Origin of the sequence: Pseudomonas sp. Ost2 (genome assembly GCF_018326065.1) — a bacterium.
Lineage (GTDB): Bacteria > Pseudomonadota > Gammaproteobacteria > Pseudomonadales > Pseudomonadaceae > Aquipseudomonas > Aquipseudomonas gingeri.
Window position 1 is genome coordinate 1,883,024 of the sequence record NZ_AP021904.1, and the last position, 26,701, is coordinate 1,909,724.

At 64.0% G+C, this 26,701-nt stretch carries 27 protein-coding genes; 23 read left to right on the plus strand and 4 right to left on the minus strand.

The annotated features are described in order from the left end of the window. The first annotated feature begins 161 nt into the window (after nucleotides 1–161). From KI243_RS08320 to KI243_RS08350, 7 genes are all read left to right on the plus strand, one after another. Complete coding sequence (locus KI243_RS08320) at nucleotides 162–1,151, plus strand: alpha/beta fold hydrolase (RefSeq protein ID WP_177109305.1); 990 nt, start codon at nucleotides 162–164, stop codon at nucleotides 1,149–1,151. A gap of 159 nt (nucleotides 1,152–1,310) precedes the next feature. Beyond that, nucleotides 1,311–1,802, plus strand: a complete 492-nt coding sequence (gene rraA / locus KI243_RS08325; protein WP_017128051.1) for a ribonuclease E activity regulator RraA — start codon at nucleotides 1,311–1,313, stop codon at nucleotides 1,800–1,802. A 29-nt stretch (nucleotides 1,803–1,831) separates the two neighbouring features. Further along, a complete protein-coding gene (locus KI243_RS08330; RefSeq protein WP_212810680.1) occupies nucleotides 1,832–2,827 on the plus strand; it encodes a zinc transporter ZntB in 996 nt (331 codons plus the stop codon). Between the two features lie 64 nt (nucleotides 2,828–2,891). Beyond that, nucleotides 2,892–3,137, plus strand: coding sequence for a hypothetical protein (locus KI243_RS08335; RefSeq protein ID WP_017128053.1), 246 nt, complete (start codon nucleotides 2,892–2,894; stop codon nucleotides 3,135–3,137). A 2-nt stretch (nucleotides 3,138–3,139) separates the two neighbouring features. Next, the gene (locus KI243_RS08340) at nucleotides 3,140–3,964 is read left to right on the plus strand and encodes a mechanosensitive ion channel domain-containing protein (protein ID WP_042936161.1); all 825 of its coding nucleotides are present in this window, start codon (nucleotides 3,140–3,142) and stop codon (nucleotides 3,962–3,964) included. A gap of 90 nt (nucleotides 3,965–4,054) precedes the next feature. Then, nucleotides 4,055–4,645, plus strand: coding sequence for an RNA polymerase sigma factor SigX (gene sigX / locus KI243_RS08345; RefSeq protein WP_085983797.1), 591 nt, complete (start codon nucleotides 4,055–4,057; stop codon nucleotides 4,643–4,645). Nucleotides 4,646–4,751: 106 nt separating this feature from the next. After that, nucleotides 4,752–5,732: an OmpA family protein gene (locus KI243_RS08350; RefSeq protein WP_017128056.1), complete on the plus strand. Its 981-nt coding sequence runs from the start codon at nucleotides 4,752–4,754 to the stop codon at nucleotides 5,730–5,732. 76 nt (nucleotides 5,733–5,808) lie between these two features. Here the strand turns inward: KI243_RS08350 and KI243_RS08355 are convergent, their stop codons facing one another. From KI243_RS08355 to KI243_RS08370, 4 genes are all read right to left on the minus strand, one after another. Next, nucleotides 5,809–7,479 carry a bifunctional protein-serine/threonine kinase/phosphatase gene (locus KI243_RS08355; protein ID WP_212810681.1) on the minus strand — a complete coding sequence of 557 codons (1,671 nt, stop codon included), beginning with the start codon at nucleotides 7,477–7,479 and terminating at the stop codon, nucleotides 5,809–5,811. A 7-nt stretch (nucleotides 7,480–7,486) separates the two neighbouring features. After that, the gene (locus KI243_RS08360) at nucleotides 7,487–8,698 is read right to left on the minus strand and encodes a nitrate/nitrite transporter (RefSeq protein WP_103032959.1); all 1,212 of its coding nucleotides are present in this window, start codon (nucleotides 8,696–8,698) and stop codon (nucleotides 7,487–7,489) included. Between the two features lie 244 nt (nucleotides 8,699–8,942). Continuing rightward, complete coding sequence (locus KI243_RS08365) at nucleotides 8,943–9,518, minus strand: ANTAR domain-containing response regulator (RefSeq protein WP_017128058.1); 576 nt, start codon at nucleotides 9,516–9,518, stop codon at nucleotides 8,943–8,945. Between the two features lie 14 nt (nucleotides 9,519–9,532). Continuing rightward, nucleotides 9,533–10,744, minus strand: coding sequence for a CmpA/NrtA family ABC transporter substrate-binding protein (locus KI243_RS08370; protein WP_177085198.1), 1,212 nt, complete (start codon nucleotides 10,742–10,744; stop codon nucleotides 9,533–9,535). Nucleotides 10,745–11,041: 297 nt separating this feature from the next. Here KI243_RS08370 and KI243_RS08375 point away from each other — a divergent pair, with 297 nt between their 5' ends. The 16 genes from KI243_RS08375 (at nucleotide 11,042) to KI243_RS08450 (ending at nucleotide 26,699) form a co-directional block, all read left to right on the plus strand. Beyond that, complete coding sequence (locus KI243_RS08375; RefSeq protein WP_178989911.1) at nucleotides 11,042–11,716, plus strand: helix-turn-helix domain-containing protein; 675 nt, start codon at nucleotides 11,042–11,044, stop codon at nucleotides 11,714–11,716. Between the two features lie 44 nt (nucleotides 11,717–11,760). Beyond that, entirely contained in the window at nucleotides 11,761–13,377 is a 1,617-nt protein-coding gene (sctC, locus tag KI243_RS08380) for a type III secretion system outer membrane ring subunit SctC (RefSeq protein ID WP_244861884.1), read from the plus strand. 7 nt (nucleotides 13,378–13,384) lie between these two features. Then, complete coding sequence (gene sctW / locus KI243_RS08385) at nucleotides 13,385–14,491, plus strand: type III secretion system gatekeeper subunit SctW (RefSeq protein WP_177118457.1); 1,107 nt, start codon at nucleotides 13,385–13,387, stop codon at nucleotides 14,489–14,491. 8 nt (nucleotides 14,492–14,499) lie between these two features. Next, on the plus strand, nucleotides 14,500–16,554 hold the full coding sequence (locus KI243_RS08390) for an EscV/YscV/HrcV family type III secretion system export apparatus protein (protein ID WP_212810682.1): 2,055 nt from the start codon (nucleotides 14,500–14,502) through the stop codon (nucleotides 16,552–16,554). 12 nt (nucleotides 16,555–16,566) lie between these two features. After that, nucleotides 16,567–16,974, plus strand: a complete 408-nt coding sequence (locus KI243_RS08395) for a hypothetical protein (protein WP_017128064.1) — start codon at nucleotides 16,567–16,569, stop codon at nucleotides 16,972–16,974. Then, the gene (gene sctN / locus KI243_RS08400) at nucleotides 16,971–18,260 is read left to right on the plus strand and encodes a type III secretion system ATPase SctN (protein ID WP_212810683.1); all 1,290 of its coding nucleotides are present in this window, start codon (nucleotides 16,971–16,973) and stop codon (nucleotides 18,258–18,260) included. Before KI243_RS08395 ends, sctN begins: the two co-directional genes overlap by 4 nt. Further along, a complete protein-coding gene (locus KI243_RS08405; protein WP_177107446.1) occupies nucleotides 18,244–18,699 on the plus strand; it encodes a protein SpaM in 456 nt (151 codons plus the stop codon). The genes sctN and KI243_RS08405 overlap by 17 nt, the downstream gene beginning before the upstream one ends. Beyond that, nucleotides 18,696–19,607 (plus strand): hypothetical protein, encoded by a 912-nt coding sequence (locus KI243_RS08410; protein ID WP_212810684.1) that lies wholly within the window; start codon nucleotides 18,696–18,698, stop codon nucleotides 19,605–19,607. Before KI243_RS08405 ends, KI243_RS08410 begins: the two co-directional genes overlap by 4 nt. Further along, entirely contained in the window at nucleotides 19,604–20,572 is a 969-nt protein-coding gene (gene sctQ, locus KI243_RS08415; protein WP_212810685.1) for a type III secretion system cytoplasmic ring protein SctQ, read from the plus strand. The genes KI243_RS08410 and sctQ overlap by 4 nt, the downstream gene beginning before the upstream one ends. Beyond that, nucleotides 20,562–21,221, plus strand: a complete 660-nt coding sequence (locus KI243_RS08420; RefSeq protein ID WP_177085189.1) for an EscR/YscR/HrcR family type III secretion system export apparatus protein — start codon at nucleotides 20,562–20,564, stop codon at nucleotides 21,219–21,221. The genes sctQ and KI243_RS08420 overlap by 11 nt, the downstream gene beginning before the upstream one ends. Nucleotides 21,222–21,231: 10 nt before the next feature. Further along, the gene (locus KI243_RS08425; RefSeq protein ID WP_017128070.1) at nucleotides 21,232–21,486 is read left to right on the plus strand and encodes an EscS/YscS/HrcS family type III secretion system export apparatus protein; all 255 of its coding nucleotides are present in this window, start codon (nucleotides 21,232–21,234) and stop codon (nucleotides 21,484–21,486) included. A 7-nt stretch (nucleotides 21,487–21,493) separates the two neighbouring features. Then, nucleotides 21,494–22,267, plus strand: a complete 774-nt coding sequence (gene sctT / locus KI243_RS08430; protein WP_177129955.1) for a type III secretion system export apparatus subunit SctT — start codon at nucleotides 21,494–21,496, stop codon at nucleotides 22,265–22,267. 1 nt (nucleotide 22,268) lies between these two features. Further along, complete coding sequence (locus KI243_RS08435) at nucleotides 22,269–23,303, plus strand: EscU/YscU/HrcU family type III secretion system export apparatus switch protein (protein ID WP_177085188.1); 1,035 nt, start codon at nucleotides 22,269–22,271, stop codon at nucleotides 23,301–23,303. A gap of 114 nt (nucleotides 23,304–23,417) precedes the next feature. Continuing rightward, a complete protein-coding gene (gene sicA / locus KI243_RS08440; protein ID WP_017128073.1) occupies nucleotides 23,418–23,909 on the plus strand; it encodes a type III secretion system translocator chaperone SicA in 492 nt (163 codons plus the stop codon). Beyond that, nucleotides 23,906–25,684, plus strand: coding sequence for a type III secretion system translocon subunit SctE (gene sctE, locus KI243_RS08445; RefSeq protein WP_017128074.1), 1,779 nt, complete (start codon nucleotides 23,906–23,908; stop codon nucleotides 25,682–25,684). Before sicA ends, sctE begins: the two co-directional genes overlap by 4 nt. Before the next feature lie 22 nt (nucleotides 25,685–25,706). Further along, complete coding sequence (locus KI243_RS08450) at nucleotides 25,707–26,699, plus strand: protein IpaC (RefSeq protein ID WP_177129953.1); 993 nt, start codon at nucleotides 25,707–25,709, stop codon at nucleotides 26,697–26,699. Nucleotides 26,700–26,701: the final 2 nt, after the last annotated feature.

Here is a 26,701-nt window from a genome sequence, read left to right on the forward strand (position 1 = left end):
GCCGGCAAGCCGGTTCCTGCATGGGGCGTGTTTATCAACTACTTTTCAGGGCGAAGCCACACAGCGACAGCATCGGTGAATCTGACACCGCCATCGCTGGCAAGCCAGCTCCTACAAGGGCGAAGCCACACAGGAGTCGCCCTTTTTTGTGCAAGAGCATTATGCAAAGCAGCAGCAGTCTTTTTCCGGTGGCTTTGCTCAGCGCCGAGCGTCGTGGCGATCTGAGCGAAGACGTCTATCGTTTGAAACCGGGCAACAGTCCCGATGGCACGGTCGAGCTGGCGGTCACCCGCCTGGGCCTGGCCGATGAACCCGAAGTGCGTGGCGTGCCGGTCATTCTCCTGCATGGCAGCTTTTCCAACCGGCGTTTCTGGTATTCCCCCAAGGGCATCGGCCTGGGCGCCTATCTGGCGCGGGCCGGATTCGATGTGTGGATCGCGGAAATGCGCGGTCACGGGTTGTCCGCACGCAACCAGGACTATCGAAAGAACCGCGTCGCCGACTATGCGCGCTACGACCTGCCGGCCATCGCCGCTTTTGTCCGCGAGCAGAGTGGGCAGGTTCCCCACTGGATCGGGCATTCCCTGGGTGGCACGACCCTGGCGGCGGCCCTCGGCGGCCAGTATCTGGGGGCGCCGGCCGTGGCCTCGGCGGCCCTGTTCGGCTGCCAGGTCAGTCGTACCTATTGGCCTTTGAAGATTCCACCGGTGGAATGGAGCGGGCGCCTGCTGCTCAAGCGCTTCGCCCACCTGTCCGGCTCACGTCTCAAGCGCGGCCCCGAGGACGAGCCGATCGGCCTGGCCCTGGAAAGCCTGCGTTGGTATGGCCTGTTCGGGCGCTTCGGCGACAAGGAACGCAATTGGTGGGAGGGCCTGGCGCAAGTCGAGGTTCCGCTGCTGGCGGTGAGTGCCGCCGGTGATCATCAGGATCCGGACTGGGCCTGCCGCAAGCTGTTCGACCAGATCGGCTCGCCGCTCAAGCGCTTTATCTGCCTGGGCCGCAAGGCGGGATTCGGCTCGGATTTCGGGCATGTCGAGATGCTGGTGAGCAAACCCGCGCAAGCCGAAGTGTGGCCGTTGGTGGCCGACTGGCTGCGCGATCAGCCGTCTTTTCTGCGGGCTGAGTCAGCCGAGGTTCAGCAAGCGCTCTAAGAAGGGCATTTCGCTTCGAAGTGGTAGCGGCTAAGATATGACGCATTGAGCGTTTCTGGTCATTGTCTAAACATTCACCGGGGCGGAGCGTTTCTTCAAGCAAGCCGCCCTGGATTGTCGGCACACCGATCGTGTTCTCTCACCTACAGGAGTTTACCCATGAACCATTACGTCACTCCCGACCTGTGCGATGCCTATCCGGAGCTGGTGCAGGTGCTTGAACCGATGTTCAGCAACTTCGGTGGGCGAGACTCCTTTGGTGGCGAGATCGTGACCATCAAGTGCTTCGAGGACAACTCGCTGGTCAAGGACCAGGTCGAACTCAAGGGCGCCGGCAAGGTGCTGGTGGTGGACGGTGGTGGTTCGCTGCGGCGGGCATTGCTCGGTGACCTGCTCGCCGAGAAGGCCGCGAAGAACGGCTGGGAAGGGCTGGTGATCTACGGCTGCATCCGCGATGTCGATGTGATCGCGCAAACCGACCTGGGCGTGCAGGCGCTCGCCAGTCATCCGATGAAGACCGACAAGCGCGGCATCGGCGACCTGAACGTGCCGGTGACCTTTGCCGGCGTCACGTTCCGTCCGGGCGAATATGTCTATGCGGACAACAACGGGGTGATCGTCTCGCCCAGCCCGTTGCAGATGCCCGAGTAATTTTTCGCAATCAATTCACAGGGGTAAGGATGTTCGAGGAAGACAACGCGCAATGGGGGCTGGTCCATGCCCTGATTCTCGATGGAAAGGGTGGTGCGCGCTCGATTGCTCGGACGGAGCTGGACGATCTGCAGTTGCGGCCCGAGGAAAGTCTCTGGCTGCACTGGGATCGCAGTCATCCGCAAACCCGTACCTGGTTGCGCGCCTCCAGTGGCCTGAGCGAATTCAGCTGCGACCTGCTGCTGGAGGAAAACACCCGTCCACGCCTGCTGCCGTTGCCGGAGAGCGAACTGCTGCTGTTTCTGCGCGGGGTCAACCTCAACCCGGGTGCCGAGCCCGAGGACATGGTCTCGGTGCGGATCTTCGCCTCGTCCCAGCGGGTGATTTCCCTGCGCCTGCGGCCGTTGCGCGCGACCGATGAGTTGCTGGTGCAACTGGATGAGGGCAAGGGGCCGAAAACCGCCTCGGAACTGATCCTCTACATGGCGCAGTACCTGACGCTGAAAGTCCAGGATCTGGTCAGCGACCTCTCGGAAGTGGTCGATGAAGAGGAAGAAAAGATAGATGCCGACGAACGGTATAGTCCCGAACATGGGGCCATTGTGCAGATACGTCGTCGAGCTGCCGGGCTGAAACGTTTCCTGGCCCCGCAGCGGGATATCTTTGGCCAGCTGACGCGTATCAGGCTGCCCTGGTTTGCCAGCGATGATGCCGACTACTGGAACGAATTGAACAACAGCCTGACCCGCTATCTCGAGGAGCTCGAATTGACCCGGGAGCGCGTGGGGCTTGTGCTGGAGGCCGAAGACCGGCGTCTGAGCGTGCGCATGAACAAGACCATGTACCGCTTCGGGATCATCACCGGGATCTTCCTGCCGATGAGCTTTCTCACCGGTTTGCTGGGGATCAACGTCGGCGGTATTCCGTGGTCCCAGGACCCCTATGGATTTGCCATCGCCTGCCTGCTGATCGTCGCCGTGGCGCTCGGGCAATGGTGGCTGTTCCGCCGTTTGCGCTGGCTGTGAAACATGTTTGATGTGACCCGGAAAATTCTGATCGCGTCTTTCCAAGACATTCCGAGAGGTGCGTATGCACGATCCGTTTGAACAGTCTCTGCGCGACATGCTCAAGGCCTCGCCGTCCACCCGTGACGACGATGCGTGCCTGGGGCGTGTGCTGAAAACCGCCAACCGCCAGGTCGGCGCGGGTGATCTCTTCAGTCTGCTGGGGCGTTGGCTGCAAGCCCTGATGATCGCCCTGAACAATGGATCGGCCCATGTCATGCCGGTTTCTCGTCGTACCCCTACTGCTCGCTCTGCGGATAAGGCTGATTGAATATGGAACTTGATCTCTGGACCCGGAGTCTGGTGGCGGCGATGACAGCATTGTGGACGAAGGTCGCGAACTTCATTCCGAACCTGTTTGGCGCCCTGGTCGTGGTGCTGCTGGGGTTTGTCGTGGCCAAGCTGCTCGATACCCTGCTGTCCAAATTGCTCGCCAAACTGGGGCTGGATCGCCTCATGGGGGGCACCGGGCTGACCAAGTTGTTGAGTCGCGCGGGCATCCAGGTACCGATCTCGACCCTGATCGGCAAGATCGTCTACTGGTTCATATTGCTGATTTTCCTGGTTTCCGCCGCCGAATCCCTTGGACTTGAGCGAGTTTCGGCTACGCTCGACATGCTGGCGCTGTATTTGCCGAAAGTATTCGGCGCGGCCCTGGTGCTGCTGGTGGGGGTGTTACTGGCGCAACTGGTCAATGGCCTGGTGCGCGGTGCCGCCGAAGGCGTGGGCCTGGACTATGCCAGCGGCCTGGGGCGGGTGGCCCAGGGGCTGGTGGTGATCATCAGTATTTCGGTGGCGATCAGTCAGTTGGAGGTCAAGACCGACCTGCTGAACCATGTGATCGTGATCGTGTTGATTACCGTCGGTCTGGCCGTTGCCCTGGCCATGGGCCTGGGCAGCCGGGAGATCGCGGGGCAGATTCTTGCGGGAATCTATGTGCGTGAGTTGTATCAGGTTGGGCAACAAGTGCGAGTTGGCGAGGTCGAAGGCCAGATCGAAGAGATCGGCACGGTTAAAACCACATTGCTGACCGATGAGGGTGAGCTAGTCTCTCTCTCCAATCGGATCCTGCTGGAACAGCATGTGAGTAGCCGCTAATCCGGCAAACCCTGCTAATGTATGCCGCCGCGAAAAGCCCGCAACCCTGGGCTGCGGCGGACATTGACCTGACTGTCGGCACGACTCGTTTTGAATAAAACCCAATCGCTATCCATGCGCTACGACCCCCGCGAGCTCTCTGATGAGGAGCTGGTCGCGCGTTCGCATGTGGAGCTTTTTCATGTGACGCGGGCCTACGAAGAGTTGATGCGCCGCTATCAACGAACTTTGTTCAGCGTTTGTTCAAGGTATTTAGGGAACGATCGTGATGCTGACGATGTCTGTCAGGAAGTGATGTTGAAGGTCTTGTATGGCCTCAAGAACTTCGAGGGCAAATCGAAGTTCAAGACATGGCTTTATAGCATCACGTACAACGAGTGCATTACGCAGTACCGAAAAGAACGGCGAAAGCGTCGCCTGATGGACGCTTTGAGTCTCGACCCGCTCGAGGAGGCGTCTGAAGAGAAGGCGCCGGTACCTGAGGAAAAGGCCGGACTTGATCGCTGGCTGGTGCATGTGAACCCGATCGATCGGGAGATTCTGGTGCTACGTTTTGTCGCAGAGCTGGAGTTCCAGGAGATCGCGGACATCATGCACATGGGGTTGAGTGCGACGAAAATGCGCTACAAAAGGGCTTTAGATAAATTGCGTGAGAAATTTGCGGGTATTGCTGAAACTTAGTTCAACGCAAATATCTCTTACGTTCAGGCAAGTTCTGCTAGACTTGTCGCCGAGTTGTCCCCCGGTTTGGGGACTGATTCACAATCACCAGATGGGGATTTAACGGATGAAACTGAAAAACACCTTGGGCGTTGCCGTTGGTACACTTGTTGCCGCAACTTCGTTCGGCGCTCTGGCACAAGGCCAAGGCGCTGTCGAGGGTGAGCTGTTCTACAGCAAGAAGTTCAACGACAGCGTCAACCACGTAGAAGACGGCCGTAGCCCAGGCGCTTCGATCGGCTACTTCATCACCGACGACGTGTCGGTCAATGCCACTTACGGCAAACTGGACTACACCCGTTCGAACGACGGCACTGGCAACCAGAAGATCCGCGGCGATCAGTTCGGTCTGAAAAGCCAGTACCACTTCGGTACCGTTGGCGATGCAATCCGTCCATACGTTGAAGGTGGCGTTGCTCACGGCAGCCAGACCAACGTTGCTGCTGACGGCCACACCGGTCGTGACCAGTCGACTTTCCTGACCACCGGCGCTGGCGCCAAGTGGTACATCACCGACAACCTGTACGCTCGTGCCGGCGTTGAAGCTGACTACAAGCTGGACAACGGCAAGTGGGACTACCAGGCTCTGGTTGGTCTGGGCGTGAACTTCGGCGGTAGCGGTGGCAAGGTTGCTCCAGCACCTGCTCCAGCTCCAGTTGCCGAAGAGCCAGCACCGGCTCCAGAAGCTCCAATCGCTCAAGTGGTCAAGGTTGAGCTGGACGTGAAATTCGACTTCGACAAGTCGGTAGTCAAGCCTAACAGCTACGGCGACGTGAAAAACCTCGCTGACTTCATGAAACAGTACCCAGCTACCAACGTTGAAGTTGCTGGTCACACTGACAGCATCGGTCCTGATGCCTACAACCAGAAGCTGTCGCAGCGTCGTGCTGACGCTGTCAAGCAAGTCCTGGTCAAGGATGGCGTTGCTCCTAGCCGTGTGACTGCAGTTGGTTACGGCGAATCCCGCCCAGTGGCCGACAACGCCACTGAAGCTGGTCGCGCTGTCAACCGTCGCGTAGAAGCGTCTGTTGAAGCCCAAGCTCAGTAATTAGCTTGGTTGTACGGAAAAGCCCGGCTCAGGCCGGGCTTTTCTTTGCCTGCGATTTGCCCGGCACCTGCTGCGTTCAGGGCTTCAGTGCCCAGAGCAGCAGGGCCAGGTTGATCAGCAGCGATACCAGCGCCACGGTGCGCCAGACTTTCAAGGGCTCGCGTTCCAGCAAGGGGCGCGGGCGAATGCCCAACACATTGCGCTCACCTTTTTCCAGGGCCAGCAGCCATTCCTCGGCCGTCTCGTAGCGTTGTCCGGGATCGACCGCGACGGCGCGAGTCAGGCTCTGCGCGAGCCAGTCGGGAAGATCGGGACGATAACGCCCGGCACTGACCGGTGCGCCAAAACGCGGACGCTGGAAGGCTTCGATTTCCCCATGGGGATAGTGCCCCGTCAGCAGGTAGAACAGACTGACGCCGACGCTGTAGAGGTCCTGGCGAATATCCGGGGCCTGTCCGTCGAACGCCTCCGGTGCGATATAGCCGGGTGTTCCCGGCAGTTCCTGGCGCGGTTCCTCGCTTAGGCCCGGACAATAGGCCAGGCCGAAATCCAGCAGGCGCAGCTCGCCGTCGGAGCCCAGGTGGAGGTTTTCCGGCTTGATATCGCGATGGAGGATATTGCGCCGGTGCAGCATGCCGACCGCCTGCAAGGTGCGCCGGGCCAGTTCCTGCCATTGCGCCAGGGGCAGCGGGCCGATCTGCTGGAACAGCTCGGCGAGGGTCAGTCCCGGGTATTCGCGCATCAGGTAATACAGGTGCTGGCGTTGTGGCGCGGGATGCACTTCGGGGAAGCAGCGGCCGGCGACCCGGCGCAGAAACCATTCCTCCTGGAGCAGCTCCTGCCCGGCACCGGGCTCCGCGTGGCGGCCTGGTGGCAGGGTCTTGAGCAGCCAGGGCTGTTGCTGGGCGTCGCGGACACGATAGAGAAGCGATTGCCGGCTCTGTCCGAGGAGGCTCTCGACCTGCCAGTTTTCGAACGCCTGGCCGGGTTTCAGCAAGGGCGGCAGGGGCCATTGCTGCAATTGGATCAGGGTATCGCCGAGGCTGTTTTCCCCCGGCTGGTCGACCCGCACCAACAGGGCACTGGCGTTGTCCTGGCTGCCGGCCAGGTGGGCGGCGCTGACCAGGGTCGCCACGGCGCTTTCGAGTTCCGGCTGTTCGCGCAGGATGGCCGCGATCGCCGGGTCGCCGAGGGTGGCCCAGACCCCGTCGCTGAGCAGCAGGAAGCTCTCGCCCTGGCGCAGTTCGCCATCGAGGTAGTCGACCACCAGGTGCTGATCCAGGCCCATGGCCCGCTTGAGCACGTGCCGCATGTCCGGTTGTTCCCAGACATGCTCCTGGCTGATGCGTTGCAACTGGCCGGCGTGCCAGCGATAGACCCGGCAATCGCCGACATGGGCCAGGGTAAAGCGGCGGCCACGCAGGACCACGGCGCTCAAGGTGGTCAGCAGCGGCTGGCCGCCGCCATTGGCTTGCAGCCAGCGGTTCTGCGCCAGCAACAGCCGGTCCAGGGCCTGGGCCACGCCCCAGGTCTGCGGCGTGGCGTAATAGTCGAGGGCCAGCGCCTGCAGGGTCGACTGCGCCGCCAGGGCGCCATCGGCGCACTGGCTGACGCCGTCGGCAATGGCGAACAGATAACCCTTGCTGGCCGCCAGCTCCGGCGCCGGGGTGACCAGGCGCAGGGCGTCCTGGTTTTCCGCGCGCGGGCCGGTGGCCGTGGCCTGGGCGAAACTCAGTTGCAGGCCCATGGGGCGCTCAGACCCGTGCGGCGGTGACGGCGGCCGAGCCCCAGGTGGTTCTCCAGCGCCGCTTGACCCCGTGCAGGCCGAACCAGGCGAGAACGCCAAGGCTGGCGAACAACCACAAGGCCAGCTGATAGCTGCCGGTGCTCTGCTTGATCGCGCCCATGCCGGCCGCCAGGGCAAAGCCGCCGATGCCACCGGCCATGCCGATCAGCCCTGTCATCACGCCGATTTCCAGGCGGAAACGCTGCGGCACCAGTTGGAACACCGCGCCATTACCGGCACCCAGACCGAGCATCGCCAGGACAAACAGGGCCAGGGCGGCATAGGAACTGGGCAGGTTGAAGCCGACCGCGGCAATGCAGATCGCCGCCACGGTGTACATGCCGAGCAAGGTGCGGATGCCACCGAAACGGTCGGCCAGGGCGCCACCCAGGGGACGCATCAGGCTGCCGCCGAACACGCAGGCGGCGGTGTAGTAGCCGGCGGTCACCGGGCTCAGGGCGTACTGGTCGTTGAAGTAGCCGGGCAGGGCGCTGGCCAGGCCGATGAAGCCGCCGAAGGTCACGCTGTAGAAAAACATGAACCACCAGCTGTCGCGATCGCCCAGGGCCTTCATATAGTCGGTCATGGACTTGGCCTTGGGCCGTTGTGGTGCATTGCGGGCCAGCCAGGCAAACAGGACCAGGGTGAGCACCAGCGGGATCAGGGCGAAACCGAAGACATTGCTCCAGCCGAAGGAGGCCGCGAGCAGTGGGGCGATCAGCGCGGCGAACACGGTCCCCGAGTTACCGGCCCCGGCGATGCCCATGGCCTTGCCCTGGTGTTGCGGCGGATACCATTGCGAGGCAAGGGGCAGGGCGACGGCGAACGAAGCGCCGGCCATGCCGAGGAACAGTCCCAGCAGCAGGGCCTGCTCATAACTGTGGATGCCCAGTTGCCAGGCACCGAACAGTGCACCGATAACGATGACCTGGCCGATGATCCCGGCGGTCTTGGGTGACAGCCGGTCGGCCAGCAGACCCATCAGGAAGCGCAGGAACGCCCCGGCCAGGATCGGCGTGGCCACCACCAGCCCGCGTTGTTGGGTGGTCAGGTGCAGGTCGGCGGCGATCTGCACCGCCAGGGGGCCGAGCAGGTACCAGACCATGAAGCTCAGGTCGAAATACAGAAAGGCCGAAAACAGGGTCGGCGTATGGCCGGACTTCCAGAAACTTGCATTCATGACGCACCTCAGCGGTAAGAGTCTCAGGGGAGGGGCTATAGCAAGGGGCATCGGGTGGTGCGCCTGCACGGCTGCACCACCGGCCCGCGTTTGCGGAGCCAAAACGCAAAAAACGCCGCTACCCGCTCTGCTTGCGCGAAAGGGGTGGGCGACGTCTTTGTCGTACAGTGGGGCAACCGCCGTTGGTTACCTGCAGGATTGACTTAGCAAGAGGCGGGCCAGATTCGCCATCGCTGCCGTCGGCTCAGCCGAGCAGTTCGCTCATGGCAATAATCTGCTCGGCGACCTGGATCAGCTTCTGCTGGCGGCTCATGGCCTGGCGCCGCATCAGCGTATAGGCCTCTTCTTCCTTGCAGTTCTTCATCTTCATCAGCAGGCCCTTGGCCTGTTCGATGCGCTTGCGCTCCGCCAGTTGCTGGTCCCGTGCCTGCAACTGGGCACGCAAGGCCTGGTCGCTCTCGAACCGGGCCATGGCGACATCGAGGATCGGTTGCAGGCGCTGGGCCTGGATACCTTCGACGATATAGGCGCTGACGCCGGACTTGATGGCCTGGCGCATCACGTCGGGATCATGTTCGTCGGTGAACATCACGATGGGCCGGGGCTGGTCGCGGCTGACCAGCACGACCTGCTCCATGACGTCGCGGCTGGGGGATTCGGTGTCGATCAGGATCACGTCGGGGCGCACGGTTTCGACGCGGGCCGGCAGGTCGATGGTCAGTCCCGATTCATCGATGACCTCGAAACCCGCCTCGATCAGGGCGGCCTTGAGCCGTCCGACCTTTTTTGCCGTGTCGTTGATCAGCAGGATACGCAACATGTTCGGATCTCCTGTCAGCGGCGGGCGAGCGCGGCCGGCTCGTCGTGCAGGGCATGCAGCGTGAAGCCGCGGGCGTAGGCGGCGGGGTCGGAGCCGTCCCAGACCTTGCCGTCGATCAACTGGCTGCTGCGCATCACTTCGGGGCCATGCTCGATGCCCAGGTCCGCCGCCGCCTGGCGATAGAGCGCCAGTTGTTGCACCTGGCGGGCGACGCCGAGGTAGTCGGGGTCCTCGCGCAGCAGGCCCCAGCGGCGGAACTGGGTCATGAACCACATGCCGTCAGAAAGGTAGGGCAGGTTCACCTCGCCGTTGCCGTGGAAGCGCAACGCATGGGGATCCTGCCAGCGATGGCCGAGGCCGTCTTCATAGTCGCCGAGCAGGCGTGGCTGGATATGTTCCACCGGTGCATCGAGGTAGTCGCTGCCGCTGAGCAACTGGGCGGTGCTCCGGCGGTTTTCCGGGCTCTGCTCGATAAAGCGGCTGGCCTCGAGGACGGCCATCACCAGGGCGCGGGCGGTATTGGGGTACTGCTCGACAAAGGCGCGGGTGCAGCCGAGGACCTTTTCCGGGTGATCGGGCCAGATCGCCTGGCTGGTGGCGAGGGTAAAGCCCAGGCCCTGCTTGACCGCGCTGTCGCACCATGGCTCGCCGACACAGAAGCCGTCGATGCGCCCGGCCTGCAGGTGGGCGACCATCTGCGGCGGCGGGACGACCACGCTGTTGACGTCCTGCAACGGGTGAATGCCCTGGCTGGCCAGCCAGTAGTACAGCCACATGGCGTGGGTGCCTGTGGGGAACGTCTGGGCGAAGGTGAGCTTTGCCTTGTTTTGGTGCGCGCGTCGGTCCAGTGCCTCAGGGCTGGTCACGCCCGCCTCTTGCAAGGCCGACGAGAGGTTGATGCTCTGGCCATTCTGGTTCAGGCCCATCAGCACCGCCATGTCGGTGGCCGGGCTGCCGCCGATGCCCAGGTGCACCGCATAGACCAGCCCGTAGAGGCTGTGGGCGGCGTCCAGTTCGCCGCTGACCAGCTTGTCGCGCAGGCTGGCCCAGGATGGCTGGCGCTTGAGATTGAGGGTCAGGCCATAGGGCTGGGCAAAGCCCTGGGTGGCGGCGACCACCAGCGAGGCGCAATCGCTCAGGGGCATGAAGCCCAGGTCGAGGGCATTCTTTTCCGGGGCATCGCTGCCATTGACCCAGGCCAGGGGATTGGCTGGAAATTCGTTCATCGGCTTTTCACTCTTCATAAAAAAACGCCGCACCCGGTCCGTGGCCTATGCACTGACGGGTTGCGACGTCTTTGTCCTTGCACCCGAACCGCCGTTGGTGAGGGTTTTCACCGATGTAGCAAGGCATATGCCAGTGTCCCGGTTCGCGCCGACGGCTCATCAGCTTCTCATCATGATCTGCCGCGGCGATCACGCGATGATCGCTGACGATTCATCGACAGACAGGTGGGATGCAGGGTGCAGGTTGACGAACGCTTCGCGATAACGTGTCCGGGGGTTCTATCCGCAGAGCGGATCTTGTACGTACGGGCCGGCGAGACCGGCGTGTGCCTGTGCCACGATGACCTCAAGGTCGGCTGGTGCCTGCCCGCCGGCTGGCAGGGCCTGCTGGTGGGGCGGGCGGCGATGCGAGTGGTTTCCGGCGGGTTGCTCTGCGAGAGCTTGTCCGGGACCTGCCTGATGAAGTTGCAGGTGTTCATCGACATGGGCGGCGGTTTCGCCCAGCGGCGGCCCTGCGCGGAGCCCTGGGCCGCCTTGCCGGTGACAGCGGCGATCGCCGCCAGCAAGGAGGGCCTGGAGCGCTGGTATATCGAGCGGGCGTTGCGCGGTGACGCCGACTACCGACGGTTTGCCGGGATGTTGCGGCAAAGCGCGAGCTACTGGCTGGTGCAGTTTCTGCTGGAGCAGGGCACCGCCAGCGAAAAGCTGATCGGCCTGGCACGGCGTTATGGCGTGTCGGTCTCGCATTTTCGCCGCCTGTGTCACCAGGCCCTGGGCGGGGCGGCCAAGCCGGAACTGCGGGACTGGCGCACGGCCAAGGCGCTGTTGCGGATGATCCGCGGCGGCGGCTCGCTCACCGACGTGGCGCTGGAGTACGGTTATGCCTCCTCGTCGCATTTCTCCAAGGAAGTTCGCGAACTGCTCGGGGTCGCGCCGAGCCGGCTGCTCGATCTCATGGAGCAGCGGGGTTGAAACCTGCGCCGTTGCGCGCCTCGCGTCACTGGCTCGGCATTTGGCTGCTGGCCTGCCTGCCGCTCTCGCCGGCGGTTGCCGCACCGGCGAAAACCGACGGTTACGTGGCCCGCGAGGAAGGCCTGCGCAGCTTCTTTTCCGCGTTGTCGGCGCCCCTGGGCAAGCCGATCATCGTCAGCAAGGCCGCCGCCGGCAAACGCATCAGTGGCGAATTCCCGCTGCATTCGGCACGGCAGACCTTCGACCGCATCGTCGCCCAGATGGGGCTGATCTGGTACAGCGACGGACAGGCCATCTACCTGTATGACGCTTCCGAGGTGAAAAGCTCGGTGGTGGCGCTGCGGGTGATCAGCGTCGACACCCTGAAGCAGTTCCTGCGCCAGTCGGGCCTGGAGGACTCGCGTTACCCCTTGCGCAATGACGGGCGCCGGACCTTTTACGTGTCCGGCCCGCCGATCTATGTCGACCTGGTCATGCAGGCGGCGCAGTTGATGGACAACCAGCCCTCCGAACTGTTGCTCGGGCAGCAGCGGATCGGCGTGATCCACCTGCTCAACACCTTTGTCGGCGACCGCAGCTACGAACAACGGGAGCAGAAGATCTCGATCCCGGGCATGGCCACGGTGATCGAGAGCCTGCTCAAGGGCGAGCAGGGCGGGGTCGAGCCGCGGGTGGAAGTCTCGACCGTGGCCGGCAATCCGTTGCGCATGCCGCAGTTTCCCCTCGAAGGACTGGCCACGCCGATCTCCCCGGACGATCCCACCGCCCCGCGGGTGCTGGCGCGGGAAACCGCCGCGGGGAACATTCGCGTGGTGGCGTATCCGGACACCAACAGCCTGCTGGTCAAGGGCCTGCCCGAGCAGGTGCGTTTCATCGAGAACCTGGTGGCCGCCCTGGATGTGCCCAAGCGTCATGTCGAGCTGTCGCTGTGGATCATCGACTTGAACAAGGACGAACTGAACCAGCTCGGGGTGAACTGGCAGGGCGGGATCGATGTCGGCGGCCAGTTGGGCGTGTCGCTCAACAGCGGCTCGACGACCACCCTCGATGGCGTGTCCTTCATGGCCCGGGTCATGGCCCTGGCGCAGAAGAACCGCGCCAACGTGGTGGCGCGCCCGGTGATCCTGACCCAGGAAAACGTCCCGGCGCTGTTCGACAACAACCGCACCTTCTACACGCAGTTGCTGGGTGAGCGCAGTGTCGATCTGCAGAGCGTGACCTACGGCACGCTGATCAGCGTGCTGCCGCGCTTTGCCATCGCCGACGAAATCGAGATGTCGCTGAATATCGAGGACGGCAGCGAAGTGGAACGTGCCACGAATGACACCACGGTGCAGCCGCTGCCGACGGTCGGCCGTACGCGGATCAGCACCGTTGCCCGGGTGCCCCAGGGCAAGAGCCTGCTGGTCGGCGGTTTTACCCGTGACGATCATCGCGAGCAGGTGGCGCGCATCCCGTTGCTGGGCTCGATTCCGCTGATTGGTGGGTTGTTCCGCTACCGGGTCAGCAGCTCGGCCAACACCGCGCGGGTGTTCCTGATCCAGCCCAAGGAAATCCTCGGCGCCCTGCAGGAGAGCACCCGCGACCTGGGCAAGGGGTTGATGACCGCGGAGCAGCAGGACGCGGTGCGCCGCGCCTTCATGCGGGCGGCGGAGCGCTGACGGGGTGTTGATCAATCCAGCCCTGACCCGTGCTTCCCTGGCCCGTCTCGACCTGGCCAGGCAGGAGGCGCAGGCCCAGCCCGATGCCGACCCGGCCGACCAGGACGCCAGTCCGGCGGCGCTGCTCCAGCGGTTTATCCAGAGCAGCGATGAAATGTCGGCGGCCCTGACGCAGTTTCGCAATCGCCGCCTGTTCGAGCTCAAGACCGAGAGCCGGCCCGAGAGTTTCGAGTCGGTGCTCGACGAGGACGTGGTGCCCAAGGCCCGCCAGGTGCTGGCGTTGGGCAAGGTCGCGGACAAACCGGTCGAATGGTTGTTGCAGATGGCCCGCAGCCTGTTCCCCGATGACAGCGACCTGGCGCTGGTGCTGCGCGAACTGCTCCGGCGCCGGCAACTGCAAGCCCCTGTACGCCAGCGGCTGGAGAGCCTGCTGGAACAGGTGATCGCCCAGGCTTCGCCGCGGCGTCTCAAGGCCGGTATCAACAGTGCCCTGAAAGCCCGGCTGTTCGGCAACGCGATGGCCTTGCGGGCGACGTTCCTGCGGGAAGCCTATCGGGATTTCCTCGAAAGCGATGCCGGCGCCGCCAGTTGCTACGAAGACTGGGTGGCACTGTTCGGGCCGGGCCGGCGGGTCGCGGTGCTGGCCTTTATCGAGGCCGCCTTGCTGACGGACATCGATGCCCAGGACCCCAGTTGCTCGCGCAGCGAATTCGGCTCATTGCTGGCCCGTCTCGCCGATCTGAAACGCCTGCGCTCGGCGGACGCGATGTTTGTCGGTGGCCTGCTGGACAATGCTCTGGTCCGCCAATACAACCCGCAGGAACTCGACTGGCTGGTGTTCTTCTTCGGCGTGCTGAAGCACCCCGACGAACTCGACCAACTGTTGTCCGGTGTCCTCGGGGAGCAGATGTTGCTGGCGTTGCACCGCGAGCGTTCGAGCTTGCTGCAGGCGGTCCGGCGCGCCTGCCTGCAATTGCCCCACGAGCTGTTTGCCGACAGCGCCGCCGGGGAGCGATTGGCCGAGCAGTTCGCGGCCCTGGCGCAGATCGCCCATGACCATGAGCAGATCGAGCAACGGCGCGCCATGACCGGCGCGAACTGGCCGGGGGAGTAGGGAAAGCCATGCTCGATCGACTCCTGCGCAGTGTCTCGGCACGCCCCGAACTGCTGATCCTGTCGTTGATGGTGATGATCATCGCGATGTTGATCATTCCCTTGCCAACGCCCCTGGTCGACTTTCTGATCGGCCTGAACATCGTCATCTCGCTGCTGATCTTCATGGGCTCGTTCTACATCGAAAGCATTCTCGCCTTCTCGACGTTCCCGGCCCTGCTGTTGTTGACCACGCTGTTCCGGCTGGCGTTGTCCATCAGTACCAGCCGCCTGATCCTGACCCAGGCGGATGCCGGCGAGATCATCGCTTCGTTCGGTGAGTTCGTGATCGGCGAGAACCTGGTGGTGGGCTTCGTGATCTTCGCCATTGTCACCGTGGTCCAGTTCATCGTGATCACCAAGGGCTCGGAGCGGGTGGCCGAGGTCGCGGCGCGGTTTTCCCTGGACGGCATGCCGGGCAAGCAGATGAGCATCGACGGCGACCTCAAGGCCGGTGCCATCGACGCCGCGCAGGCCCGCGAGAAACGCAGTGTGCTGGAGCGGGAAAGCCAGCTCTATGGCTCCTTCGACGGGGCGATGAAATTCATCAAGGGCGATGCCATCGCCGGGATCATCATCATCTTCGTCAACTTCCTCGGCGGGATCGCCATCGGTGTCGGCCAGCTGGGCATGGATTTCTCGACGGCCCTGTCGACCTACACCCTGTTGACCATCGGCGATGGCCTGGTCGCGCAGATCCCGGCGCTGCTGATCGCCATCGGCGCGGGTTTCATCGTAACCCGGGTCAACGGCGATGAAGCCAACCTGGGGCGCAACATGCTCACCCAGATGTTCGGCAACCCTTTCGTCATCGGCGTCAGCGCCTTGCTGGCGGTGGCGGTCGGCACGCTGCCGGGGTTTCCGCTGGCGACCTTCATGCTGATTGCCGGCGTCCTGGCCCTGGTGGTGTTCCTGCGCTGGCGCAAGACCCGGGCGCCGGCGCCGGAGTCGCGGGAGGCCGCGCCGCCGGTAGCGTCCGACACCGCGACGGAGGGCGAGCTGGGGATGCTCGACAGCGTCGACGATATCGCCACCGAGACGGTCGCGCTAATGTTCCTGGTGCCCGCGGCGCGCCTGCAGGAACTGCGCGGTGCGAGGCTCGCCGAGCGTTTTCGCAGCCAGTTTTTCGTCGACTACGGCTTGAAGATCCCGCTGCCGCAATTTCGCGGTTCCGAGTCCTTGCCGGGGCATCAGGTGGCGGTGCTGATCAACGAGGTGCGGGCTGACCAGTTCGATATCCATTTCGATCACTGGCGGGTCCTCGACTATTCGCCGGAGCTGGCCGCCATGGGCTTGCCGCTGGTGCGCGGGCGCGACAGCAACAAGCTCGAAAGCGTCTGGATCGGTGCCGAGGGCAAGGGCACGGCAACGAACCTGGGTTACCAGCTGCGCGCGGCCTACGACGAATGCTACCGCTGCCTGGTGAGTCTGCTGGCGCGCAATATCAACGAGTTCTTCGGCGTGCAGGAAACCAAGGCGCTGCTGGACGAAATGGAAGGGCGCTACCCGGACCTGCTCAAGGAAGTCTATCGCCACGTCACCGTGCAGAAGATCACCGAAGTCCTGCAACGCCTGGTCGGCGAGCGCATCTCGGTGCGCAACATGAAGCTGATTCTCGAGTCCCTGGCCCACTGGGCTTCCCGCGAGAAGGACACGATCACCCTGGTCGAACACGTGCGTGGCGGCCTGGGGCGTTACATCAGCAACAAGTTCGCCCATGGCAACGACCTGCGCGTGCTGCTGCTGTCGCCGGAGTTCGAGGAGGTGGTGCGTGGTGGCATCCGCCAGACCTCCGGCGGCAGCTTTCTCAACCTGGAACCGGCGCAGTCCGAAGACCTGATCGATCGCCTGAGCCTGGGCCTCGAAAGCCTGCACGTGCCGCAGAAGGACCTGGTGCTGCTGTGTTCGGTGGACGTGCGGCGCTATATCAAAAAACTGGTCGAGGGGCGCTTTCGCGAACTGGATGTCATGTCCTTCGGTGAGCTCAGCGAGACCATTTCAGTGAATGTCATCAAGACTCTATAAGGAGAAATACCCATGCGGGATATGGACATTGCCGAACGCTTGCGCGGTGCACTGCGCTACAGCGGCTGCAGCGAGGCGCAACTGGGGCAGTTCGACAGCCATAGTACGATCGAAATGGAGATGATCGAGCAGCCGAACATCAGCCTCAACGTCATCGGTGAAGATGTCTGGCTATGGAGTGTGGTCGCGCAGGTGACGCCCGCGACGTTCGCCTACTGCGCCGAGAACCTGATGCAGTTCCTGCTCAAGGGCAATGCCCACGCCCGCACCGGCCAATTGCAGTTGTTCGAGAACGAAGGGCAGCTGGAAGTGCGGTTGATGCTCGCCGAGCAGGCGCTGGACAGTGACCGGGCCTTTGCCGAGGCGCTCGATGGCTTCATGGAGGCCATCGAGGAACTCTGCGGCCTCATTCGCCAATGAGTGCTCTGCGCCTCGAACGGCGCGGTGCCCATCCGCGGCGCTTGAGCGGGCCGCTGATCGAGGCGGCGCTGGAGGGGGTGTCGATTGGCGAGGTCTGCGAGATCCGCCGGCACTGGACATCGGTCGAGCTGCTGGCCAGGGCCCAGGTGATCGGTTTCAAGCCCGATGCGGTGGTGCTCAGTCTCCTGGGGGAAGCCCGCGGCCTGTCGCGCGAGTCGATGATCGTGCCGACCGGCTCGTCGCTGCGCCTGTATTGCAGTGCCGAGATGCTCGGCAGTGTGGTCGACCCGCGCGGCACGATCGTCGAGCGCCTGGCGCCGGCACCGGCGTTCAACGGCCGCGATTATCCGGTGGATGCCGACCCGCCGTCCTATCAGCAACGACGTCCGGTGGCCGAGCCGCTGATGACCGGTATCCGTGCCATAGACGGCTTGTTGACCGTCGGCATCGGCCAGCGCCTGGGCATCTTCGCCAGCGCCGGGTCGGGCAAGACCTCGCTGCTCAACATGCTGATCAACCATACCGATGCCGACGTCTTTGTCATCGGCCTGATCGGCGAGCGCGGGCGCGAGGTGACCGAGTTCATCGATCATTTGCGCCAGTCGCATAAGCGTGCGAGTTGCGTGGTGGTCTATGCCACCTCCGATGTGTCGTCGGTGGATCGCTGCAACGCGGCGCTGCAAGCGACGGCCATCGCCGAATATTTTCGCGACCAGGGCCAGTGCGTGGTGCTGCTGCTCGACTCGCTGACCCGTTACGCCCGCGCCCGTCGCGACCTGGCCCTGGCCGCCGGCGAGGTGCCGGCGCGCAGGGGTTATCCGGCCTCGGTGTTCGATGCGCTGCCGCGCCTGCTGGAGCGCCCCGGTATCACGGCGCTGGGCAGTATCACCGCCTGCTACACCGTATTGCTCGAGAGCGATGACGAACCGGACCCCATCGCCGAGGAGATTCGTTCGATTCTCGACGGGCATATCTACCTGAGCCGCAACCTGGCCGCCAAGGGGCATTTCCCGGCCATCGACGTGTTGCGCAGTGCCAGTCGGGTGGCGCACCAGGTGACCGATGCGCGGGCCCGGCAGTTGGCGACCAGGACCCGCGAGGTGCTGGCGCGGCTGGAGGCGTTGCAGGTGTTCCTCGATCTCGGCGAGTACACGCCGGGTGTCGATCCGGCCAATGATCGCGCCATGGCCTGCCGGGACGGCCTGAACCACTGGCTGCGCCAGGATGCCACCGAGCCGAGCCGACCGGATGAAACCTTGCGGAGCCTGCATGAGCTCATTGGCTGATATCGAGCGCCTGCTGGAATTGAGTGCCTGGCGCCAGCACCAGGGCGAGCGCGAACTGCAGGCGGCCCGGCAACGCCTGGCGCTGTTGCAGCGGGAGCTGGGCGCACTGGATGAGCATGAGGATTCGTTGCGGACGTTGCTCGCCAGCCATCGCGCCGAGAACCTTGTGCTCGATCACTGGCAGTTACTCGAGACGCTGCGGCGCCAGGCGGTGATTCGCCGGCAGATCCTGCTGTTGGCGCTCGAGCGCGGCCCCCTGCATGAGCAACGGACAGAGCTGGACCAGGCGGTACACAGAGAGCAGCAGCAACTGCTGCTGTTGCGCCGCAAGCATGCCAAGTACGTGGGCTTGCGCCAGCGTCTGCGGCGGGAGCATCGGCTTGGGCACCTGCGTCGCGACGAGGGTGAAATCGAGGATCTGATTGGAATGAAAGGATGAACGGCATTTCCCGGGTATCGCCGACCGTTGAGCCTGTGCCGGGTTTTCCGGATGAAGCGCCGGACGGCATCGGGCAGGGTCTTGAGGGGCTTGAGGAGGAAGTGATTCTCGCAGGGGCCGCGACATTGTTCGCGGTGTTGCAGCAGGTGCAATTGCCGGGGAGTGGTCCCGGCAGGGCTGCCGTGAGTCCGGGTGGTTCGCGCAGGGCAGAGGTCGGCACCGGCTCGGTCGACAGGCCGCAGGAACCGCTCGGGGACAGGGCGGGGCCGGGTCTGGCGCCGGCAGAGGGGCCGCTGAACCAGGGCGATGTCGAGGGGGCGCGGATATCCACCGTCGTGGCCGCAGAAGAGCGGGTCGGCTGGGCGCGGGGAACGGCTGGAGTCGATGGACAACCTGGCGATGGCCTGGACGCCAGGACACAGGCGCTGCCTGCCGGCGGTGAAGGGCTGCCGACAGGTTCCGGAGCGAATGCTGCGTCCATGCCCCCAGAGACAGGGGCGCCGGTCCCGGAAACCGAGCCTGGAAGTCCTTCCGAACTCCTGCCCGGCAGCCTGCTGGTCAGGTCGGAGCCCCAGGCCTTGGCCGGACAGGTCCTGGCCGAAGGGACGAGCGGCGAACGGGACGCGACACCTGAGCGGCATGACGGTGCGCCACCGGAGCCAGCCGAGCAGGAGGACGATGGCACCGGACAGCATTTCCTGCAGGTGCCTTTCAGCAATGAGCGGGCCCGGGGCGAGGTGCTGATCACCCGTGAAGGCGCTGGCTCGACTGGCCTGCTGATCCGTGCGAGCGACCGGCAGGTGTTCGAGCAGTTGCAGGTCAATTTCGACAGGAACCGGCAGCCGCACTGGTGGCTGGATGACGGGCCGCTATCGCCGGCACCGGATGATGGCGGCCGAGGATCTTGAGCCGCGCAGCGGCCCGCGCGACGGGACACTCCCTGGGGCTGCGCCGGATCGAGCCGCTGCTTCACGCACGGCAGTGTGCGATCGAACGTTGGCGGCGCGGCGGGTACCAGGCCGAACTCAGCCCGCTGGTCGTCCCCGGCGATTACCTGGGATTTTGCGCCGAAGGCCAGGGCCCTGGCTGGCAGGGGCTGGTCGATGCCCGCGAATGGCTCGACGGCATCCTCCCGCAACTGCGTTCGCTGCTGAAGGCCCCGTGTTCCATCGAGCTGCTCGCCGAGTTGTTCCAGGCCGTGCCACGGCCGCTGGATATCACGTTGGACGAGCTGCGCTACGAGCGTTTGTCAATGGTCGAGCCCGTCACCCTGGCGACCCTGGAGCATCGCCTGTTGCCCCGAATCGCCACGGCGCGCGGCTCGCTGTGGGTGGTCCGTCTGCCCGTGGCACCGCCAGCAGCGGAACCTTGGCTGCCCGGCCCATGCGTGTCGGGTTCCTGGTTGGCGAGGGTGCCGCACCCTGTGCGGGCGACCCTCGGCAGCAGCGAACTGGCCGGCGCGGCCTTGTCCACCCTCGCCGCGGGCGACGTGCTGCGCATCAGCCGGCCTGCGCGGCTGTGGCATCTCGCGGGCCAGCCGGTCGGCGAGTTCACCTTTACCGAAGAAGGCCTGCATATGAGCTTGTCACCCGCTGAACCCGATACGCCGGCAGAACAGAACGCCGAGCCCACGCCGTCGCTCGGCCGGCTGCCCGTACGCCTGGAATTCGTCCTGGCCGAGCAAGCCGTCAGCCTGGCCGAGCTGGCAGCGTTGCTCGAGGGGCAGGTCCTGGTGCTCGATCCGGCGGTGCTGGGCGATATCGAAGTGCGGGCCAACGGTCGGGCGGTTGCGCGGGGCGAACTGGTGCACCTGGGCGAGGAACTGGGCGTGGAATTGCGCCAGGTCGGTAGAGGCGCTGCCGATGAACAATGACGTCTCGCTGATCGCCTTGCTGGCGTTCGCCTCGTTGCTGCCGTTCCTGGTCGCGGCGGGCACCTGCTACATCAAGTTCTCCATCGTCTTCGTGATCGTGCGCAATGCCCTGGGCCTGCAGCAGGTGCCGTCGAACATGAGCCTCAATGCGATCGCCCTGTTGCTGGCGCTTTTTGTCATGACCCCGGTGGTGAAGCAGGGCTACGGCTACTACAAGGACAACCAGGTGCGTTTCGACAGCGTCGAGGCGGTCGTCGAATTCGGCGAAAACGGCCTGGGCAGCTACAAGGATTACCTGCGCCGCTATACCGATCCCGAGCTGGCGTTCTTCTTCGAGCGGGCCCAGCAGGTCGAGCCGGACGAAGCGCCGCCGTCGTCCCGGGAGGACGTCGAGCCGTCCTTGTTCGCGCTGCTGCCGGCCTACGCGCTGAGCGAAATCAAGAGCGCCTTCAAGATCGGTTTCTACCTCTATCTGCCCTTTGTCATCGTCGACCTGGTGATCTCCAGCATCCTGCTGGCCCTGGGCATGATGATGATGAGCCCGGTGATCATTTCCGTGCCGATCAAGCTGGTGCTGTTCGTCGCCCTGGACGGCTGGGCGCTGCTGTCCACCGGGCTGGTCAGGCAATACCTGACGCTGCTGGAATGAGGCCCATGGCATGAATGACCTGGTGTATGCCGGCAACAAGACCCTGTACCTGATCCTGCTGATGGTGGCCTGGCCGATCATCGTCGCGACCGTGGTCGGCCTGCTGGTCGGCCTGATCCAGACGGTCACCCAGTTGCAGGAGCAGACCCTGCCGTTCGGTTTCAAACTGCTGGCGGTGTCCGTCTGCCTGTTCCTGCTGTCGGGCTGGTACGGCGAGACGCTGCTCGATTTCAGCCGGGAAGTCATGCGCCTGGCGCTGGATTGAGCGGCGGATGTCGATAGCGCTGTTTTTCGAACTGCACAGCTGGCTGGCGGCGGCGATCGTGGCGTTCGCCCGGCTGGCGCCGATTTTTTTCATGCTGCCATTTCTCAACGGTGGCGTGTTGACGGGGGCGCCACGCCAGGCGGTGATCATCCTGGTCGCGCTGGGTTTCTGGCCCGGCGTGGGCTTGCCGTTGCCGGCGCTGGACAGCCTGGCGTTCTTCGGCCTGTTGTTGCGCGAGGCGGGGATCGGCGTGCTGCTGGGCAGCCTGTTGTGCTGGCCGTTCTGGGTCCTGCACGGCATGGGCAACCTGATCGACAACCAGCGCGGGGCGATGCTCAGCAACACGGTCGACCCGGCCAACGGCGTGGATACCTCGGAGCTGGCGAACTTCCTCCAGTTGTTTGCCGCGGCGGTGTATCTCGAAGGCGGGGGCATGCTGCTGATGGTCGAAACCGTGGCCCGCAGCTACCAGCTGTGCCCGCCGACACCCACCTGCGAGATCGGCCTGGCGACCTTGTTCCCGCTGCTGGACGGCCTGGTCGGCAAGATCCTGGTGATCAGCGCGCCGGTGGTGGCCGCCCTGCTGATCAGCGAAGCCCTGCTGGGGCTGCTGTCGCGATACGCACCGCAGATGAATGCCTTCTCCGTCTCGCTGACGGTCAAGAGCCTGGTGGCCCTGGTGGTGCTGATGCTGTACTTCGGCGTCCATCTTCCGGATGAAGTCCTGCGCATGGGGCTGGCGGATCTGGCCGTCCATATGCAGCCCGCGGGGGCGCCCTGAGATGTCCTCCAGTGCCTCGAAAACCGAAGACCCGACTCCCAAGCGCCTGCGCGACTCCGCGCGCAAGGGGCAGACGTTCAAGGCCAAGGACCTGGTCATCAGTTGCATGAGCCTGTGTGCGATCGTCTTTCTCGTCTTCACCGTTTCGCTGGTGGACGTGATGGAGGTCTATCGGCGGATCATCGCCGCCGGCTTCGACGGCAATACCCAGCAGTATTCCGCGCTCCTGCTGAAGCTGGGGTTGCTCTGCGTGCTGCCGCTGTTCCTCGTCTGCGTATTGAGCAGCGCGCTGCCGGCGTTGTTGCAGAGCGGTTTCGCGCTGGCCACCGAGGCGTTGAAGCTGAACCTGGGGGCGTTGAACCCGATCAACGGGTTCAAGAAGCTGTTCAGCCTGCGCACGGTCAAGGACAGCGTGAAGGCGTTGCTCTACCTGGGCAGCTTTGCCGTGGCCTTGTGGATGGTCTGGCAGTCCGAGCGCCAGTTGCTGTTCGCGCAGTTGTTCGCCCAGCCCCTGGACCTGTTCCCGGCCTGGGGACGGATGCTGCTGACCCTGCTGCTGACCTTCATGGCCTGTGCCCTGTTGATCGTCGTGCTCGATGCCTTGTGCGAGTACTGGCTGTACATCAAGGACCTGAAGATGGACCTGCACTCGGTCAAGCGCGAGCACAAGGAGCAGGACGGCGATCCGCATATCAAGCAGAAGCGCCGTGACCTGCACATGGAGCTGCTGTCCGAGCAGGTCCGCTCCGATATCCGCGGCTCGCGGGTGATCATCGCCAACCCGACCCATATCGCCATCGGCATCTACTTCAGGCCGGACATCAGCTTCATCCCCCTGGTCAGCGTGATCGAGACCAACCAGCGCGCCCTCGCGGTACGCGCCTATGCCCGTGAGGTCGGGGTGCCGGTGGTCAGCGATATCCGCCTGGCCCGGCGGATCTTCAAGACGCACCAGCGCTACAGCTTCATCAAGCTGCAGGAGATCGAGGACGTCCTGCGCCTGCTGATCTGGCTCGAACAGGTCGAGCAGGCCTGAACCCGCCCGATTCGCCGGGGGCCTGCATGAGCGCATTTTTGCGGTGGGCCGTCGGGGATTTTGGCTCAATGCAACGCGTCAGCCCGTCTGGCGCCATCTTCAGGAGTGTGGCCGATGAGTCGCAGAGACACGCAAGAGGACGAACAGATAGCGTTCGAGGCGGTGCAAGCCGTCCTCGAAGGCATGCCGCTCAAGGACGTGCGCGGGATCAGCGATGAGCAGATGGACGGCCTGTATGCCTACGCCTACCAGTTCTACGAACAGGGGCGACTGGATGACGCCGAGAAATTTTTCCACTTCCTGTGCATCTACGATTTTTACAACAGCCAGTACTGGATGGGCCTGGCTGCGGTGCACCAGCTCAGGAAAAACTACCAGAAGGCTATCGAGCTGTATGCCGTGGCCTTTGCCCAGGGCAAGGACGATTACCGTCCGATGTTCTACACCGGCCAATGCCAGCTCGCCCTGGGGCAGGGCGGCAAGGCCAGGCTGTGTTTCGAGTATGTGCTCGAACGTGCCACCCATGACGATTTGCGCAAGCAGGCCCAGGTGTACCTGGACGCCTTGCGCCATATCGATAGCCAAGGTCCGGAGGATCAGCAATGACAACGATCAACAGTGTCCCGGGCGCCGGGGTGATGGCTCCCGCCGCTGACAGCCCCTATGCCGAGGCCGCCCGGACAGCCGTCAGGAGCGCCGATTTCCAGCGGCTCAGCCATGAGGTGCTGGCCGGTATCGAGTCGGTGGGCTACGAGTCCGCCGAGGGTGCCAGGAACGATGGCCGGCCCCGGCTGCAACCGCCACCCGCGCGGGTCAATGGCGATCAGGCCAACACCGAGGGTGAGTTCGTACGGCTGATCGCCTCGCTGATCGAACTGTTGGGCAATGCCAGCCTGGAGAGCCTGAAGAACCGCCTTTCGATGCTGCGCAGCATGGCGCAATCGTCCCAGCAGGGCCTGGATCGGTTGTCCGCCGATTACACCCTGGCCCTCGGTGAGCTGGTCGCGGCCCAGGGGGCGGTGGACACCAGCCAGGAACAGCTGGAAAGCCTGAAGGCCCGGCTCGACCAGGCCCAGGTCGAACTCGAAGCCGCCGAGTCGCACCTGGCGTCGCTGCAACCGTCTTCGCCCGGATACGCCGCTGCCTTGTCCCGGCGCGATGCCGCCAGGGCGGCCCTGGGTGGCTTGCAACAGGGCTTCGACACGGCGTTGAACGCACATGCCGGCTTGCTGGCCACGGCCAGGTCCGTGGCGATCAGGGCCGAGGCCCTGGCGGTGCAGGCCCAGGCCGCCGGAGTCGATGGCAAGGTGGCCGATCAGCTCGGCCAGGAACATTTGAACGCCGCGGGTGCCCTGGCGCTGGCGATGGCGCAATTGATCGCCTTGCTGGGGGAGGCGGCCGACAAGCAGATGGAGGCCGATCAGGAGTTGTTCCGCTCGATGCAGGTCGCGCGCCAGGAGTTCATGAAGGTCAAGTCCGAAGAGTACCAGGAGGAAGTCCGCAAGGCCGAGGCGGCCCAGAAGGCCATGGGCTGCGTCGGCAAGATCTTCGGCTGGCTGGTGATGGCCGTCAGCGCGGTGGTGGCGGTGGTCGGCACGGTCGCGACCCTGGGGGCCGCCGCGCCCGCCGCCGGTGCACTGGTGTCCGCGGCGGTCGGCATCGTCGGGGTGCTGGCGTCGATGACGGACATGATCGTCAAGGAGGCGACCGGAACCTCGTACATGGAAAGCGCCATGAAGCCGCTGATGGAGGAGTTCCAGAAACTGGTCAAGCTGCTGGGTGACCTGGTCACGCAGTTCCTGACGGACGTACTGAAGGTTTCCGAGGACGTCGCGAAGATCATCGGTTCGGTCAGCGGTGCCATCGCTGCCGTGGCGATGGTCATCGCCGCGGCGGTCGTCGGTGTCCAGGCAGCAGGACCGATGCTCGGCCCGGTGCTGAACAAGGTCATGGAAAAGCTCGGTGAGGTTTTCTCCAAGATACTGCCGTCGCTGCTCAAGCAGATGGCGGGCGCGATAGGCAAGACCCTGGCCGGCCTGATGAAGCAACTGAGCGAGCTGGTGGCCTCCAAGAGCGACGATATCGCCATGAGCCAGTTGAAGAACCGCCTGGAGATGTTCCTGGCGGTGCTCTCGACGACCGGGGTCGCGACGCAGTCGGGGTTCCAGGTCCAGAGCGGCCTGCACCAGAAAAAGGGGGCCGAGCACCTGGCCGATGTCCGCGTGAGCATGGCGGTGGTCGATTCGCTGGGCGACTACCTCAAGGAGTCGCTGGAGACTTTCGCCAAGGCGATCGAGCAGAAGGATAACCAGCTCAAGCAACTCATGGCCGATATGCAGCACCGTCACGGTGCCAGCCTGCATATCGCCCGTCATATCTGACCGTTGAGAGAAGGTGATACCGATGCGCGAGATTTCTCTTCATGCAGCACCCCTGTCGATTCCCGCATCCCTGGCGGAGCAGGAGGCTGTTCAGGCCGTCCGGCAAAGCCTGGGACCGCTGAGCGGGGAAAGCCTGAGCCGGATCGTCGAGGACCAGGTCGTGGTGACCTGGGACCTGCGTCCGCCCACGCTGGATGAGTTTGAAAAACTGACCGATCCCAGTGACTTCAGCGAGGCCGAATGGACGGCAGTGCTGGGCGAGGCGAAAAAGCTGCTCAGCGACAACGACCTCAGGGAGCTGGCTTTCAATCCGGCAGCCTGGGAAAAACACACCGGCGTGCTGATCGCCGCGATCATCGCCCTGAACGTTGCCCGGATAGCCACCGCCGAGTTGCGCGGGCATTTCAGCGTGATGACCGGCAATGCCGCGCTGGAGCAGGGCAAGGCGATTCGCGAAGGCGGCAACGCGGCGTTGTACAGCGCCATCGGTGGCGCGGTGATCGCCGGTGCCATGGTCCTGGGCGGTACCGTCATGACCCTCGATGGCTACAAGCACAAGCAAGCCGGCCTGACCACCCAGAAGCAAACGACCATGGAGGCTCTGGAGCTGGAAAGGGACATGCGCGACAACTACCTGAAGCAGGTGGCCCCGGGCGAGATCAAGGTGGTGAAGGACATCATGAGGGATGCTCGGGAACTCCAGAAGTCGGCCGTGAAAGAGAGTGAGCTGGCCGCGGTGAAGTGGGATCGCCTGCTGAACATGGGCGGCAGCGTGAGCGGGCTGGCGACGGTCATCAGCAACATGGTGAGCAGCTCCGTGCGGGTCGCCGAGATCACTCAAAAAGAGCGGGAGGTCCAGCAGCAGAGCAACCAGGGTGTGCAGAAGAGCCTGGGCGAGGAAGAGGCGCAGATCGATGCCAGTACCGCCGCGCTGTTGCAGAAAATACTGGAGATCATGCTGCAGGTCAGTGAATCGCGTATCCGCGTGATCGAAACCACGGGCAGCAGGGCGTGAGG

What these genes read in the sequence shown, in the direction of transcription:
- KI243_RS08360 (WP_103032959.1), bottom strand. Translation starts at nt 8,698, where the DNA reads ATGAATGCAAGTTTCTGGAAGTCCGGCCATACGCCGACCCTGTTTTCG.
- KI243_RS08370 (WP_177085198.1), bottom strand. Translation starts at nt 10,744, where the DNA reads ATGAACGAATTTCCAGCCAATCCCCTGGCCTGGGTCAATGGCAGCGAT.
- KI243_RS08320 (WP_177109305.1), top strand. Translation starts at nt 162, where the DNA reads ATGCAAAGCAGCAGCAGTCTTTTTCCGGTGGCTTTGCTCAGCGCCGAG.
- KI243_RS08405 (WP_177107446.1), top strand. Translation starts at nt 18,244, where the DNA reads ATGAGCTCATTGGCTGATATCGAGCGCCTGCTGGAATTGAGTGCCTGG.
- KI243_RS08425 (WP_017128070.1), top strand. Translation starts at nt 21,232, where the DNA reads ATGAATGACCTGGTGTATGCCGGCAACAAGACCCTGTACCTGATCCTG.
- KI243_RS08390 (WP_212810682.1), top strand. Translation starts at nt 14,500, where the DNA reads ATGCTCGATCGACTCCTGCGCAGTGTCTCGGCACGCCCCGAACTGCTG.
- KI243_RS08350 (WP_017128056.1), top strand. Translation starts at nt 4,752, where the DNA reads ATGAAACTGAAAAACACCTTGGGCGTTGCCGTTGGTACACTTGTTGCC.
- KI243_RS08435 (WP_177085188.1), top strand. Translation starts at nt 22,269, where the DNA reads ATGTCCTCCAGTGCCTCGAAAACCGAAGACCCGACTCCCAAGCGCCTG.
- KI243_RS08330 (WP_212810680.1), top strand. Translation starts at nt 1,832, where the DNA reads ATGTTCGAGGAAGACAACGCGCAATGGGGGCTGGTCCATGCCCTGATT.
- KI243_RS08340 (WP_042936161.1), top strand. Translation starts at nt 3,140, where the DNA reads ATGGAACTTGATCTCTGGACCCGGAGTCTGGTGGCGGCGATGACAGCA.
- sctE (WP_017128074.1), top strand. Translation starts at nt 23,906, where the DNA reads ATGACAACGATCAACAGTGTCCCGGGCGCCGGGGTGATGGCTCCCGCC.
- KI243_RS08410 (WP_212810684.1), top strand. Translation starts at nt 18,696, where the DNA reads ATGAACGGCATTTCCCGGGTATCGCCGACCGTTGAGCCTGTGCCGGGT.
- KI243_RS08365 (WP_017128058.1), bottom strand. Translation starts at nt 9,518, where the DNA reads ATGTTGCGTATCCTGCTGATCAACGACACGGCAAAAAAGGTCGGACGG.
- KI243_RS08450 (WP_177129953.1), top strand. Translation starts at nt 25,707, where the DNA reads ATGCGCGAGATTTCTCTTCATGCAGCACCCCTGTCGATTCCCGCATCC.
- sicA (WP_017128073.1), top strand. Translation starts at nt 23,418, where the DNA reads ATGAGTCGCAGAGACACGCAAGAGGACGAACAGATAGCGTTCGAGGCG.
- sctN (WP_212810683.1), top strand. Translation starts at nt 16,971, where the DNA reads ATGAGTGCTCTGCGCCTCGAACGGCGCGGTGCCCATCCGCGGCGCTTG.
- rraA (WP_017128051.1), top strand. Translation starts at nt 1,311, where the DNA reads ATGAACCATTACGTCACTCCCGACCTGTGCGATGCCTATCCGGAGCTG.
- KI243_RS08335 (WP_017128053.1), top strand. Translation starts at nt 2,892, where the DNA reads ATGCACGATCCGTTTGAACAGTCTCTGCGCGACATGCTCAAGGCCTCG.
- KI243_RS08355 (WP_212810681.1), bottom strand. Translation starts at nt 7,479, where the DNA reads ATGGGCCTGCAACTGAGTTTCGCCCAGGCCACGGCCACCGGCCCGCGC.
- sctT (WP_177129955.1), top strand. Translation starts at nt 21,494, where the DNA reads ATGTCGATAGCGCTGTTTTTCGAACTGCACAGCTGGCTGGCGGCGGCG.
- KI243_RS08395 (WP_017128064.1), top strand. Translation starts at nt 16,567, where the DNA reads ATGCGGGATATGGACATTGCCGAACGCTTGCGCGGTGCACTGCGCTAC.
- KI243_RS08420 (WP_177085189.1), top strand. Translation starts at nt 20,562, where the DNA reads ATGAACAATGACGTCTCGCTGATCGCCTTGCTGGCGTTCGCCTCGTTG.